This window comes from Streptomyces sp. NPDC030143, from assembly GCF_055573695.1.
In genome coordinates this window covers 224,678-238,030 of sequence record NZ_JBVIAY010000010.1, presented here as the reverse complement: position 1 = coordinate 238,030, position 13,353 = coordinate 224,678, and the positions used below count along the sequence as shown (strand labels likewise).

Genomic DNA, 13,353 nt, shown 5'->3' with positions numbered 1-13,353 from the left:
CACCCGGCTGGATGTGTCTGGCATTCGGCGAACGTAGGGGGGCGATGTGAACGCAACTCGAACGCGCCATGAGTGGGGGAATGCGGTGAATCGACGGAGCCGCCCGCCGGGCGCGGGCGTGCCTCGCCTCGACGCCGGCGGTCACCGGTTCTGGACCTCCCCCGACATGCGGTGCGCAGTCCTGGAAGGTCTGTGCGCCGCCCGCCCGCGCCGGTCGGCCCTGAGCGGGGGGAGGGTGCCAGGACCCCTGAGGGGTCCTTGCACTACGAGCTCGTCAGGGACAGTTTCACCGCGAAGCCGAGGAACAGCGCGCCCGCCGCGGAGGTGGCCCCCGCCGACAGGCGCCTGCGGCGGCGGAAGGCGGCGGCCAGCCGGGTGCCGCCGAAGATCAGCGCGCTGAGGTAGAGGAAGCTGGCGGCCTGGGCGAACGCGCCGAGGACCGCGAAGGAGACGGCCGGGTAGGCGTAGCCCGGGTCGACGAACTGCACGAAGAAGGCGACGAAGAACAGGATCGCCTTGGGGTTGAAGAGGCTGATGACGAGGGCCCGGCGGAACGGCCGCTCGTCGGTGGCGGCGGGCGCGTCGTCACCGACCGCCGCCTGCTCGCGCCGCGCCCGCCACATCCCCCACGCGGCCCGCATCATCCCGACCGCCAGCCAGGTCAGGTATCCGGCGCCGGCGTACTTCACGATCCCGAACAGCACGGCGTTGGCCTGGAGCAGCGAGGCGACACCGGCCGCCGAGAGCGTCATCAGCACGGTGTCCCCGCACCACACCCCGGCCGCGGCGGTGTACCCGGTCCGCACGCCGCGCCGGGCGGCCACGGACAGCACGTAGAGCGAGTTGGGGCCGGGCAGCAGGACGATCAGGACGAGTCCCGCCAGATAGGCGGGCAGATCCGTGACACCGAACATGGTCAGGATCGTCGCACGTCAGAAGGCATCCGTGGGCACGTACGTCCCCCAGATGTCCCGCAGGGCGTTGCACACCTCGCCGACCGTCGCACGGGCGCGCAGGGCGTCCTTCATCGGGTACAGGACGTTGTCCTCGCCCTCGGCCGCCTTGCGCAGGGCGTCCAGCGCCGCGTCGACCGCCTCCTGGTCGCGCTCCGCGCGCAGCTTCGCCAGCCGCTCGGCCTGCTGCGCCTCGATGGCCGGGTCGACGCGGAGCGGCTCGTAGGGCTCCTCCTCGTCGAGCTGGTAGCGGTTGACGCCGACGACGACCCGCTCGCCGGAGTCGGTCTCCTGGGCGATGCGGTAGGCGCTGCGCTCGATCTCGTTCTTCTGGAAGCCGTGCTCGATCGCGGTGACCGCCCCGCCGAGGTCCTCGACCTTCCGCATCAGCTCGACGGCGGCCGCCTCGACGTCGTCGGTCATCTTCTCGATGACGTACGACCCGGCGAACGGGTCGACGGTCGCGGTCACGTCCGTCTCGTAGGCGAGCACCTGCTGCGTGCGCAGGGCCAGCCGGGCGGACTTGTCCGTGGGCAGGGCGATGGCCTCGTCGAAGGAGTTGGTGTGCAGGGACTGGGTGCCGCCCAGCACCGCCGCCAGCCCCTGGACGGCGACCCGCACGAGGTTCACCTCGGGCTGCTGGGCGGTCAGCTGCACGCCCGCCGTCTGCGTGTGGAAGCGCAGCATCAGCGACTTGGGGTTCTTCGCACCGAACTCGTCCCGCATCACCCGCGCCCAGATCCGGCGCGCGGCACGGAACTTGGCGACCTCCTCCAGGATGGTCGTGCGGGCGACGAAGAAGAACGACAGCCGGGGCGCGAAGTCGTCGACGTCCATGCCGGCCGCGACCGCCGTGCGGACGTACTCGATGCCGTCGGCGAGGGTGAACGCGATCTCCTGCGCGGGCGAGGCGCCGGCCTCCGCCATGTGGTAGCCGGAGATCGAGATCGTGTTCCACTTCGGGATCTCGGCCTTGCAGTACTTGAAGATGTCGGCGATCAGCCGCAGGGAGGGCTTCGGCGGGAAGATGTACGTGCCGCGGGCGATGTACTCCTTCAGCACGTCGTTCTGGATGGTGCCCGTCAGCTTGTCGGCCGGGACGCCCTGCTCCTCGGCGACCAGTTGGTACAGAAGCAGCAGCAGGGCCGCCGGTGCGTTGATCGTCATCGACGTCGACACCTTGTCCAGCGGGATCCCGCCGAACAGCACCCGCATGTCGTCGATCGAGTCGATCGCCACGCCGACCTTGCCGACCTCGCCGTGCGCGATGGGGGCGTCGGAGTCGTGGCCCATCTGGGTGGGCAGGTCGAAGGCGACCGAGAGGCCCATCGTGCCGTTGGCGATCAGCTGCTTGTAGCGGGCGTTGGACTCCACCGCCGTGCCGAAACCGGCGTACTGGCGCATGGTCCAGGGGCGGCCGGTGTACATGGTCGGGTAGACACCGCGGGTGAAGGGGTACCGGCCGGGCTCGCCCAGCTTCTCGGCCGGGTCCCAGCCCTGCTGGTCCTGCGGCCCGTAGACCGGTTCGATGGGCAGTCCGGACTCCGACTCGCGCGCCATGGTGTGATGCCTCCCGCTGAGCAGTTCTCGGGTTACTCGCCAGTTACCCGCCAGTACAGTCCGACCCTTCGACGGACTGTAGCGGTGGGCGTGCACCCGGTGGAGGGGAGCACGCTGGGACCTTCCTCACAGAGTGATTGCGGTGCCCGTCACAAGACTGCCCGGCCGTGCGCGCGTCGTCACCCGCGGGAGGGCGCTGCCGTGGAGAGGGGGTATGGGGCGCGGACGGGACCGGGGGAACGTGTCCCGCCCGCGCCAGGTGCACGAGCCGTAGGTACGGGGGGAACCCCGGCTCAGTGCGAGGGCCGATGACCAGTCGGCTCACTAGGTACTGCGGCGGGGCCGCCGAAAACGTCACACCCGGCGCCGAGATTTTTTCGACGACTTGTAAAAGCGCAGGTCGCAGGCGGGTGCCGGACGTCCTTCGCGGACGGTCCGCTCAGCCGTGGGACCCCTTGCCGCCCTCGCCGCCCCTGTCGCCCTTCCCGCTCCCCCGGCCGTCCTTCTCCTTGCCGCCGTCGCCGGCCCCGCCACCGTCGCCGGCCCTGCCGGTGCCACCGTCGCCGGCCCTGCCGGTGCCACCGTCGCCGGCCCTGCCGGTGCCACCGTCGCCGGCCCTGCCGGTGCCGCGGTCGCCGCCGCTGCCGTCGCCGTCGTCGTCCGTCGTGCCGGCGCCGGGCTTCGCGCCGTGGTGGCGGCCGTCGCCGGCACGCGGGCGGTCGCGGCGGTCGTCGTCCTTCCGGCCGTCGTCGGGGGAGCCCCGGCCGGCGGGCGTCTCGAGGACACCCGCGCAGTAGGCCGGGACGCGCGATCGGCCGCCCGCGGCGCCCTCCAGGGTGCGGCGGCGCGGGCCGTCCAGCGTCCCTCCGTCGCGCACGTCGCGGCAGGCCGAGGCCACGCCGGGCGGCCAGGAGCCGCCGCGGTCCGGGCCGGCGGCGGCCCCTTGCGAGGACCGGCCCGGTTCAGAATCGGGCGCACCGCCCGCGGCGCCGGCGTCCGGGGTCGCCGACCCCCGGCCGGGGCCCGGGGTGACCTGCGGCGAGGACGGCATGCGCGGGCGGTCCGGGCCGGGCGTGGCGACGGCGGAGACGGAGGCGGCCGGTTCGGGCCGGGCGTCGTCGAACGGCGTCGGCAGCACACCGACCCCGGCGGCCGCCACCCCGCCGACCGTGCCGACGGCCAACGCGGCGGCCAGCGCCAGCCGGGCGGACCGGTTCCGGCGGGCAAGGCGGCGCGGGGTGCCGCCACCACCGATGCGGACGAGCCCGGCGTCACCGGCCGGTGGGGCAGGAGACTCGTGCGGGGCGGAGGACTCCTGGGCGGCGACCGGATCCCGGACGGCACCGACCGGCTCCCGCACCCCTTGCCGCACCGACTCCCGCGCCGACTGCTTCACCGGCTCCTGCGCCGACTGCCGCGCCGACTCCCGCGCCGACTGCTTCACCGACTCCCGCGCCGACTGCCGCGCCGACTCCTGCGCCGACTGCTTCACCGACTCCCGCGCCGATTGCCGCGCCAGCTCCCGCGCCGACTGCTTCACCGGCTCCTGCGTCGGCTCCCCCGCCCGCTCCGCGCGGATCTTGCGGAACGCCGCCAGGGCCGCCGCCTCGCCGGGGAGTTCCTCGTCGGGCGGGAGGGGCCGGTCGGAGAGCGCGGCCAGGGTGGCCAGGGTGCGGGCCAGGCGTTCGGCCTGGTCGCGGTGGGCGGGGGCGACAGCGTTGTCCGGGGACTCGCCGTTCAGCAGCCGTTCCGCCGTCTCGCGATGCAGCCACCGGCGGGGGCCGCCGCCCGAGGAGGGTTCCGCGTCCTCCGGGAAGACACAGCGATCGTCGGCCATCACATGTCCCTCTGCGTCCGCGCCCACGCATGCGTCACAGCGGCGGACGTCACCGCGCGCGAGCGCGGGCCTCGCTGGGGCGGCAGCGCGTCGAGCACGCCGGCCGTGTCCGGATCGTCGCCGAGCAGCTCGGCGAGCCTCTTCAGTCCTCGGTGGGCCGCCGTGCGCACGGCGCCGGGACGTTTGCCGAGCGTCTCGGCGGCCGTCTTGGCGTCCAGGCCCACCACGACCCGCAGCACGACCGCCTCGGCCTGGTCCTGCGGCAGCCGGGCGATGAGGTCGAGGGTGCGGCCGGTGGCGAGCGCCTCGATGGCCTCGCCGGCGGTGTCCGACTCGGCGGCCCGGCCGGTCAGCTCGGTCTCGTCGCCGACCGTCGCGGGCCGTCGCCCACGCATGCGGATGTGGTCCAGCGCGCGGTTGCGGGCGATGCGGGCGGCCCAGCCGCGGAAGCGGTCGGCGTCCCCGCTGAACCGCTCCAGGTCCCGGGCGATCTGGAGCCAGGCCTCGGAGGTGACGTCCTCGGCGTCGAGGTCGCCGACGAGCGTCCGGACGTACCCGAGCAGCCGCGGGTGCACCGCGCGGTACACAGCCCGGAAAGCGGTCTCGTCTCCGTCCTGTGCCGCAAGCACCGCGGCTGTCAGCTCCGCGTCGTCCCCCACGTCGTGGTTCCTCGGTTGATGGTTGCGGTGTCCTCGACCGCAGTGGTCGCGGTGCCCCTGCCGCTCCGCCGTCCGGCGCGAAAGGCACGTTACGACCTGAAACCGCCGGTCGTCCATGTCCGTACAAGACGCAACCGACTCGTGACGCGGGTGACGGGGCCCGGGGTGTGACAGAAACCGCACCCATGGCGCTGTAGGAGGTACGGGCCGCCGCGCGGCCCGTGCCGTGCGACGGCCGGGGCCTCTCCTGTGGGGGGTGGCGGCCCCGGCCGTCGCCTCGGCCGCCGGACGTCGTGGCGGAGCCGCGGCGGACGGAGCGACCGGACACGGCGGCGGCGACCGCCGCGGCGGTTACGGGTTCCTCGCCCTGTCCCTGGGCTTCGTGGTCTTCTCGGCCTGCGGCTGACCGCTCGCGCCGTCCCCGCCACCGCCGGTGTTCGCGCTCTGACCGGTGCCGCTCCGACCGTTCTCGTCGCCCGGGCCGTTCGCGTCGCCCTGGCCGTTCCCGCCGCTCTGGCCGTTCGCGTCGCTTTGGCCGTTCGCGTCGTTCGCGCGGTTGTCCCCCTCGCCCGGGGTCGCCGGCGCCGTCCGCGCCGCGCAGTAGCCGGCCACCTTCTCCTCGCCGCCCGCGGAGGCCACCAGCCGCTGCCAGGCCGTGGCGTCCAGCGCCCTGCCGCGGCCCTCGACCTGCTCGTAGGCGCGGCACTGCGCCTCGGTGTCCTGGGCGGTCACCGGGCGGTCCGCGTCCGCGGAGGCGCGGGGGGACGGCGTGGCGGAGGGTGCCCGCTCCTGCGGGGCGCTCGCCGACCGCTCGGCGCGCGCTCCCCCGCCCCCGGCGTCGTCCGCGGAGGACCCGGCCGAGCCGATCGCCGCGACGGCGACGCCGCCCAGGGTCAGGCTCGCGGCGAGAACCGACAGCGTGGCCTTGAGGGAACGCGCCGTGTGGCGCCGCGCCCGCGGGCGCCAGTCGTCCCGGCGCCGGGTGCGGGCCGCCCGGTGCGTACCGGCGTCCCGCGCGGCCCGGAAGGCGGCGACGGCCCGGCGCTCGCCCTCGTCGGCGGCGCCGGGGGCAGCGCTGCGCAGGGCGTGCGCGAGCAACGCCTCCAGTGCGGCGTCGGTGTCGTCGCCGAGGCCGTGCGTTCCGGGACGGGAGCCGTCGGGGTGTCCACGCCGACGGCCGGGGTCACCGCCGCCGCTCATCCGTTCACCCATGTCCGTTCCGTCTCTGTCCCGTCCGGCCGACCACGACGCGGCCCCGGGTCCGGGTCCGCGACCGTCGTTGATCCATACGGATCACGGCCGGTGCCGTTCATATCGACTCCCCCAGCGTCCGGGGGCCGTCATCCGTCACACCCCCGCCGTCCGCGCCCGTGCCGCCCAGCTGGCGGGCGAGGCGTTTGAGGCCGCGGTGGGCGGCCGTGCGCACGGCGCCCGGCCGTTTGCCGAGGACCCGCGCCGCGGCGGGCCCGTCCAGGCCGACGACCACCCGCAGCAGCACCGCCTCGGCCTGGTCGCGCGGCAGCCCCCGGATCAGCTCCAGGGCCCGTTCGGTGGCGAGGGACTCCTGGACCTGGTCGTGGGTGCTGTGCGGACCGGGCAGTTCCAGCACGTCCTGCTCCAGCACCGCCGAGCGGGGCCGCACCCGCAACCGGCGCAGGTGGTCCAGGGCGCGGTGCCGGGCGATGGTCGCGGTCCAGCCGCGGAAGCCGGCGCCGTCGCCCTTGAACCGCCCCAGGTCGCGGGCGATCTCCAGCCAGGCGTCGGAGGCGACGTCCTCGGCGTCGTCCCCGACCAGGCCGCGCAGATAGCCGAGCAGCCCCGGTTGCACGATCCGGTACGCCACGGCGAACGCGTCCTCGTCACCCTCCTGGGCCCGTGCCACGGCCGCGCCCAGTTCCCCGTCGCGGGCGTGCACACGCCGGGGTTCCCCTCCCTGGCCCAAGACTGTCCTCGTTCGTACGGAGTCGTGACGGGTGCGTGGCCCACCGCCGGGAAGTCGGCCCGGCCGCCACCACGCCCCCACGGTCATTCAGCGCCGGGCTCCTCGGAAGTGTCACAGCACGGCGGCAGCCGACCCGGCCCGTCGGGTTCCGGAAGCCCGCATCACGGGTCCGGGATGCACCGGCCCAGCGGGGTCCGGAAGGACCGGCCCCGCGGGTCGCGGGGAACCCCCGTCGCGGTCAGGCCGCCACCCGTCGGATCCGCCCGTGCAGGGTCAGGTACAGGGTGTGCAGCGACTCCTCGGGCCCGCCCGCCTCGAAGCGGTTGACGACCTTGCCGAGGGGGTTCCAGACGCGGCCGTCCGGCATGCGCACCCCGACCGGCTGGCCGAACCACCCCCGTTGGTCGGCGTCGAGGTCGACCCACACCGCGCCCGCCCGGCGGACGAGCACCTCACCGGCGTACGCGCCGAGCCCGACCAGCGTGTCGTGGGCGCGCTCGCGGTCGGCGCCGCCCTTGCGGACGCCGTCGACGAGGACGTCGACGACACGCAGGCTGGCCACGGAGTAGTCGAGGGGCAGCCGGTGCCGGGCGGTGGCCCGTGCGACGAAGGCCGAGGCGCATCCGCGCATGCCTCGCGCGTCCGGTGTGTACGCGTCCGTCCCGCCCACAGTCCCCGCCCCTCGTCCCGCTCCCGGGGAGCCCGGTGCGGCCCCCGCTGTCCCAGCGGATCGGGGCCGCCGGGCATCACGGGTGGGCGGGGTGTCGCTCGTCACACGGCGGGCGCCGGCCTCTCACCGCGTCGCTCGTCACACGGCCGGCGCCCGCGTCGCTCGCCGGCGCCCCTGTCTCACCGGCGTCGTGCACCGGTCGCGTCCACGCACAGCAGCCGCAGGGAGCCGTGGCCCGCGAAACAGCGGCGGGCCTCGTCCACGGGGTCCCACAGGCGGCCGTCCGGGGTGCGCACCCAGTGGTCGCCGCCCGTCGCCCACCACTCGCCGCCGGTCTGCCGCACGATCACCTCACCCGCGTACGCCCCGAGCCCGCGCAGCACGTTCTCCACGGCCGCGTACGGCGTGTCCTCGCGCCGCAGGTCGTCGATGAGCCGGTCGACCCGCCACAGGCTCTGCGCCGAGTGGTCGAGGTGCAGCCGCGCGCCCTCGCGCAGCACGGCCACGGCGTCCGCCGCCCATCGCACCGGCTTCGCGGCGGCCTGGGGCCGGCCCTGCTGACTCTGCTGTGTCGTTGTCGTCGCCCTGGTCACATACGGGAAAGCGGCCCGCGTCCAAGATCCGTCACGCCCGATCGGGGGTGTCCGCAGGATGGGTGCACGACCACCCCAACGGGGCACAGGGCCGACACAGGAGTGATGCTTCCGGCATCCGTTGCGCTCCTTCAGTGATGAGCGCGTCCTTCCACCTCCGCGCCGTACCGCCTCCGGCACTGCGCAACAGCACGACCTGGCTGAGAAGACTCTTCGACGACGACCGGGCCGCCGTCCGGCACCGGATCGACCGGCACCGGCAGGAGGTCCTGGACGGCCACTACCGCGACCACCAGCTCCTGTACGCCGACGCACCCCCGCTGCACCTCGACGCGGATCCGGGGGCCCCGGTGGTGCTCGGCGGCCGGCCGGTGTCCGCCGGGCCGAAGCAGCCGCCGTTCCTGGTGCTCACGGCGGCCCAGACGACCCGGGTCGCGGCGTTCCTGGCGGCGGCCGACTTCGAGGAGCTGTGGCGCCCGGCGCGCGCCGCGCTGCTCGACCGGCACGGCGGCCCGGCCGAGGAACCCCGCACCCGCGCCGCGTTCGCCTCCGCGCACCACGACCTGACGGCCTTCTACACGACGACCGCGCGGCACGGGGACGCGGTGGTGAAGTGGCTGCTCGCCTGAGGGGTCCTCGCACCATGCCCGCCCGGGTCGCGCGGCCTGATCAGGCGCTCATCGCGCAAGGACCCCCGAGAGCTCCGAACGAAAGGCGAGCCGGGCTCCCCTTTCGTTCGGAGCTCTACGCCGCGGCGGTCCCCCGCGGGCGCCGGGGCGGGGCGCAGCACCGGGCTCGCCGCGCGGAGTGCCTGCGGCCGCACGGGGCGCGCTCCGTCGCACCGCGGGCGCCGGGGCGGGGCGCAGCACCGGGCTCGCCGCGCGGAGTGCCCGCGGCCGAACGGGGCGCGCTCCGTCGCAGCCGACGGGATCGCCGTCGGGCACGGGTCACGCGCGGCCCCGGGCCCGCCGCGACACCACGGCCCGCAGCACCCGACGCCCCTCCGTCGACACGTCCAGGGCGCGCCGCAGTCCGCCCGCGCCGTGTCCGGCGAGGAGTTCCAGGACGGTGACCTGGCGGCGCAGCTCGGCGGCGACGAGCGGCGGCATGCCCTCGGTACGGCCGGCGCGGCGCGAGTCGAGCGGCGCCGGGTCGGCGGCGGGGTCGAGGAGGCGGTGGATCTGGAGCGAGGCGACCGAGCAGGCGTCGGCCCACACCCTGGCCTCGGGGGCGGCCCGCTCGACGGGTGCCGCCCGCAGCATCCGGCGGGCCAGCACGACGGCCTCGTCCTCGCCGCCGTCGGCGGAGTCCAGCTTGCCGCGCACCTGCTCCAGCAGTTCGCCCCAGGCAGCCGTGTCGGAGACGTCCGCGAGGTTCGCCCACAGCGGGCGCAGGATCTCGTCGTCGCCTCCGAGGAGGGGCACGCACCGATCCAAACAAGCCAGGCCGCTCGCGGTCAGTCCGCGTTCGTCGGCCCGGGCGATGAGGTCCACCAGGCTCATTCACGCCTCCCTGTCCGGGGCGCCATCCTTACGGAGCCCGCACTTCCCCTTACTGCGCGCGACAGCCGAGGAGTGTCACAGGGTGCCGGAAGCGGCGCTTTTCGGCCACGCCCGCGAAGGGGTCACCCCAGCCGGTCGGCGAGCGCCGTGAACTGCGCCCAGGACAGCTCGGGCGTGCCCGGGTCCCACAGCTTCTGCGCGGTCGCCCGCAGCGGCATCCGGACGCCGGCCGCGACCTGCGCCTGCGTCTGGGAGTTCGCGAGGTCGCACCAGACGGCGAAGGTCCCGCCGAGGATCTGGCCGTCGTAGAGGGCGGGCACCGGTGTCGTGCCGCGCAGCACCCTCGGCGTCCACTGCTCGTAGATCCGCCGGCCGGTGGGGTAGACGAAGGTCTGCGGCTCGCCGAGGACGTAGTACAGGTACTCGTCGTTGTAGTTCAGGACCTTGCGGCCCGCGCTCAGGTACTCGACGGGCTGCCGGGCCCCGATCTCCTTGCCGGTCCAGTAGGCGACCACCAGGTCGTCGGCGGGCTGCACCGACGTCCCCCGGAAGAAGCCGTCGTTCCAGGCGCGCATCGTGCGGCCGTGGGCGCGGATCGTGTCGGCACGGTCGTTGATCCAGCCGGTGGCGAGGTCGGCGACGCCCGCGCCGGAGCCGTACGCCTCGCGGGCGGCGGTGGCGAGCTGCGGGTAGGAGGCGGCCGGGTCGGACACGGTCAGGGCCTGGTACTCGTCGCCGCCGAGGTGCCACCGGCCGCCGGGGAAGAGCCCCGCGTACTCGTCGAGCAGGTCGTCGAGAAGGGCGGCGGAGGCGTCCTTGGAGATGTCGATCGCCCCGCGTGTCGCCGCGCCGCGCACGTTGCGCAGCTGGAGTTCGGGGTGGGCGGCGAGGACGGCCCCGAGGTGCCCGGGCGAGTCGATCTCGGGGACGACGGTGATGTGCCGGCTCGCCGCCAGCGCGACGATGCTCCGCACCTGGGCCTTGGTGAGGTGCTGCGGCGAGACGATCTCCGGGTGGGTGTCGGACTCGATCCGGAAGGCCTGGTCGTCGGAGAAGTGCAGGCCGATCTCGTTGAACTTCAGGTCCCCGAGCTCGCGGATCCGGTCCTGTATCCAGTCGGCCGTGAAGTGCTTGCGCGCGATGTCCAGCATGAACCCGCGCTGCGGCTTGGCCGGCTCGTCGCGGACGACGCCTTCCGGTGCCGTTCCGCCGCCGTGGACCTCCTGTTTGAGGGTGCGGGTCCCGTAGAACACCCCGGCGTCCGAGGGACCGCTGACCGTCACCCGTCCCCCGCGCACGGTCATGGTGTACGACTCCGGGTTCGCTCCCTCGTCGTCGTTGAGCGCCAGCCGCAGGTCCCCGGCGCGCACGTCGTCCCGCTCGCCCGCGTACGTCAGCCCCAGCTCACCGGCTACGAGCCGCCCCTCGTCGGCGAGGTCGGCGTCACTCACGACCACCCGCTCGCCGGAGGCCGGCCGCCAGCCCGGGCCGCGCGCCGGGGTGTGGGCGCGCACGGCGGGTATGGTCCGCGGGGCCTGCGAGAGCGCGTACGACCGGCTGGGCGTGGGGCTGGGCGAGGGACCGCCGGCCGACGCGGACGGGTCGCCGTCCGTCGGGGCGACCCCGCCGGGGGCCGTGCCCGCCGCCGACCCGGCCGGCGCTCCGGAACCGCCGTCCCCCGAGGACCACACCCCCACGCCGGCGCCGAGGACGACGACGAGCCCACCGGCCAGCAGGGCCCGCCGCACCACCTTCTGCTGCGGGGTCTTCTCCGGCGCCCGGCGCCGGTGCCTGTGCCTGCTCACCCCGCCAACCTACGACCGTAGCGCGGCCGAAGCGCGCGGAAGGGGTCCAGCCCTCCTTTCGAAACTCTCTCCTTCGAGTGAAATTCAGGCATCCGTCGGACACGTCATGACCACTCTCGATAACGTGAAGTCACACCTTTCACTGCATCCCCTGCCACACCACATCGTGACGCGAGGATTCACGCTGCCTGCGCACCGTCTCTCCCACCTTCCCGGCCGCCTCGCCATACCGGCGCTCCCCGAGCAGACCCGGGCCCCCGCTCGCCCTCAAGACCTGGAGGCGTTCAACGGCGCGCCCGCCGACGCGGTCCACAGCGCGCTCCTCGCCTGTCTGCGCAGTCCCCGTTGGGCCCGCCGCATCGCCGACCACCGCCCGTATCCCACACTGGAGGCCCTGCTCGCGGCGTCCGACGAGGCGGCCTACGACCTGACGGCCGCCGACCTGGCCGAGGCCCTGGCGGGCGAGTCGCTGCCGACGCTCCCGGAGGACGCCTACGGGGCCGCGCACATGGCCCTGGACGCGGCGCATGCCGCCTACGAGGCCAGATTCGGACACGTGTTCGTTCTCTATCTCGGCGACACGCCGCCCGAGGAAACCCTCGACCACCTCCTGGAAGCCGTCCGGTCACGATTGACGAACGATCCGGAGAAGGAGCGCGAGGTCGTGGCGGAGGAACTGCGACGCCTGGCGAGGGGGCGCCTGCCCGAGGTACTGAGGGGCGTGGGGAAGGGCGCGACCAGCCACGACGCGCCCATCGACGGACGATAACCGGACATTCTTCTCGAGTGTCCCCGACGCTCACCCATCCGCGTGCCACTTTGATCACACCGGGACACCCCCGCTGAGCCGAGCGCCAGCGCGTCGCTACGATGCTGGGGGCCGGTGGACCGTACCCGGCCGGGCCCGTCCGACACCGAAGCCGGCAGGCCCCAATCCCCGCTCCCGGAGGGTTCTTCCGTGCCGGCTGGAACGCTGTACCGCGGCCGGGAAGGAATGTGGTCCTGGGTGGCTCACCGAGTCACCGGCGTCCTCATCTTCTTCTTCCTGTTCGTCCACGTGCTGGACACCGCACTCGTGCGGGTCTCCCCCGAGGACTACGACAAGGTCGTAGCCACGTACAAGACCCCGATCGTCGCCGTGCTGGAGTACGGCCTCGTCGCCGCCATCCTCTTCCACGCGCTCAACGGCCTGCGCGTCATCGCCGTCGACTTCTGGTCGCAGGGCCCGCGCTACCAGAAGCAGATGTTCTGGGGCGTCATGATCCTGTGGCTGGCGCTCATGATCGGGGCGATCTACCCCGTCCTCGGCCACGCCGCTCGTGAAGTCCTCGGGAGCTGAGACTGATGGCCACCACTGAAACCACCGCGTCCGGGATCGGCCCCGTCGAGGGCGGTTCCGTCTACAACGTCGACAACCCGGCGCCCGTGATCGAGGCCCCCCGCAAGCGCACCCGGAAGACCCCGAAGTCCACCCGGGGCAACTTCGAGATGGCCGCCTGGCTGTTCATGCGCCTGTCCGGCATCGTGCTGGTCGTCCTGGTCATCGGTCACCTGCTGATCCAGCTCGTCCTGGACGGCGGCGTCTCCAAGATCGGCTTCGCCTTCGTGGCCGGCCGCTGGGCCTCGCCCTTCTGGCAGGTCTGGGACCTGTTGATGCTGTGGCTCGCGATGCTGCACGGCGCCAACGGCCTGCGCACGGTCATCAACGACTACGCGGAGCGCGCGAACACCCGGCTGTGGCTCAAGGGCCTGCTCTACACCGCCACGGTGTTCACCATCCTGCTGGGCACGCTGGTGATCTTCACCTTCGACCCGAACATCCGCTAGGCACG

14 protein-coding genes are annotated in these 13,353 nt (G+C 74.1%); 4 read left to right on the top strand and 10 right to left on the bottom strand.

The genetic code is table 11. The annotated features are described in order from the left end of the window. Nucleotides 1-263 precede the first annotated feature (263 nt). The 8 genes from leuE to ACZ4YY_RS19770 all read right to left on the bottom strand — a co-directional run bounded on the left by leuE (nt 264) and on the right by ACZ4YY_RS19770 (nt 8,214). Nucleotides 264-914 (bottom strand): leucine efflux protein LeuE, encoded by a 651-nt coding sequence (gene leuE / locus ACZ4YY_RS19805; RefSeq protein WP_468291464.1) that lies wholly within the window; start codon nt 912-914, stop codon nt 264-266. A gap of 18 nt (nt 915-932) precedes the next feature. After that, nucleotides 933-2,513 carry an acyl-CoA mutase large subunit family protein gene (locus ACZ4YY_RS19800; protein WP_468291463.1) on the bottom strand — a complete coding sequence of 527 codons (1,581 nt, stop codon included), beginning with the start codon at nt 2,511-2,513 and terminating at the stop codon, nt 933-935. A 439-nt stretch (nt 2,514-2,952) separates the two neighbouring features. Further along, entirely contained in the window at nt 2,953-4,350 is a 1,398-nt protein-coding gene (locus ACZ4YY_RS19795) for a hypothetical protein (protein WP_468291460.1), read from the bottom strand. Continuing rightward, a complete protein-coding gene (locus ACZ4YY_RS19790) occupies nt 4,350-5,009 on the bottom strand; it encodes an RNA polymerase sigma factor (RefSeq protein WP_468291457.1) in 660 nt (219 codons plus the stop codon). Before ACZ4YY_RS19790 ends, ACZ4YY_RS19795 begins: the two co-directional genes overlap by 1 nt. Nucleotides 5,010-5,360: 351 nt before the next feature. After that, complete coding sequence (locus ACZ4YY_RS19785; RefSeq protein WP_468291454.1) at nt 5,361-6,221, bottom strand: hypothetical protein; 861 nt, start codon at nt 6,219-6,221, stop codon at nt 5,361-5,363. 97 nt (nt 6,222-6,318) lie between these two features. Next, on the bottom strand, nt 6,319-6,951 hold the full coding sequence (locus ACZ4YY_RS19780) for an RNA polymerase sigma factor (protein WP_468291451.1): 633 nt from the start codon (nt 6,949-6,951) through the stop codon (nt 6,319-6,321). A gap of 238 nt (nt 6,952-7,189) precedes the next feature. Continuing rightward, nucleotides 7,190-7,582, bottom strand: a complete 393-nt coding sequence (locus ACZ4YY_RS19775; protein WP_468291448.1) for a hypothetical protein — start codon at nt 7,580-7,582, stop codon at nt 7,190-7,192. 218 nt (nt 7,583-7,800) lie between these two features. Further along, nucleotides 7,801-8,214 (bottom strand): DUF6278 family protein, encoded by a 414-nt coding sequence (locus ACZ4YY_RS19770; RefSeq protein ID WP_468291446.1) that lies wholly within the window; start codon nt 8,212-8,214, stop codon nt 7,801-7,803. A 137-nt stretch (nt 8,215-8,351) separates the two neighbouring features. On the opposite strand from ACZ4YY_RS19770, the gene ACZ4YY_RS19765 reads away from it, so the two are divergent. Continuing rightward, nucleotides 8,352-8,843, top strand: coding sequence for a DUF1877 family protein (locus ACZ4YY_RS19765; RefSeq protein WP_468291443.1), 492 nt, complete (start codon nt 8,352-8,354; stop codon nt 8,841-8,843). A gap of 318 nt (nt 8,844-9,161) precedes the next feature. On the opposite strand, the gene ACZ4YY_RS19760 is transcribed toward ACZ4YY_RS19765, so the two are convergent. Continuing rightward, nucleotides 9,162-9,716, bottom strand: coding sequence for a hypothetical protein (locus tag ACZ4YY_RS19760; RefSeq protein WP_468291440.1), 555 nt, complete (start codon nt 9,714-9,716; stop codon nt 9,162-9,164). Between the two features lie 122 nt (nt 9,717-9,838). Next, a complete protein-coding gene (locus tag ACZ4YY_RS19755; RefSeq protein ID WP_468291579.1) occupies nt 9,839-11,464 on the bottom strand; it encodes a beta-N-acetylhexosaminidase in 1,626 nt (541 codons plus the stop codon). 223 nt (nt 11,465-11,687) lie between these two features. Between ACZ4YY_RS19755 and ACZ4YY_RS19750 the strand changes: the two genes are divergently transcribed. From ACZ4YY_RS19750 to ACZ4YY_RS19740, 3 genes are all read left to right on the top strand, one after another. Then, entirely contained in the window at nt 11,688-12,290 is a 603-nt protein-coding gene (locus ACZ4YY_RS19750) for a 2-oxo-4-hydroxy-4-carboxy-5-ureidoimidazoline decarboxylase (protein ID WP_468291437.1), read from the top strand. A gap of 189 nt (nt 12,291-12,479) precedes the next feature. Continuing rightward, entirely contained in the window at nt 12,480-12,860 is a 381-nt protein-coding gene (gene sdhC, locus ACZ4YY_RS19745; protein ID WP_468291434.1) for a succinate dehydrogenase, cytochrome b556 subunit, read from the top strand. A 5-nt stretch (nt 12,861-12,865) separates the two neighbouring features. Then, complete coding sequence (locus ACZ4YY_RS19740) at nt 12,866-13,348, top strand: succinate dehydrogenase hydrophobic membrane anchor subunit (RefSeq protein WP_468291431.1); 483 nt, start codon at nt 12,866-12,868, stop codon at nt 13,346-13,348. Nucleotides 13,349-13,353 lie beyond the last annotated feature (5 nt).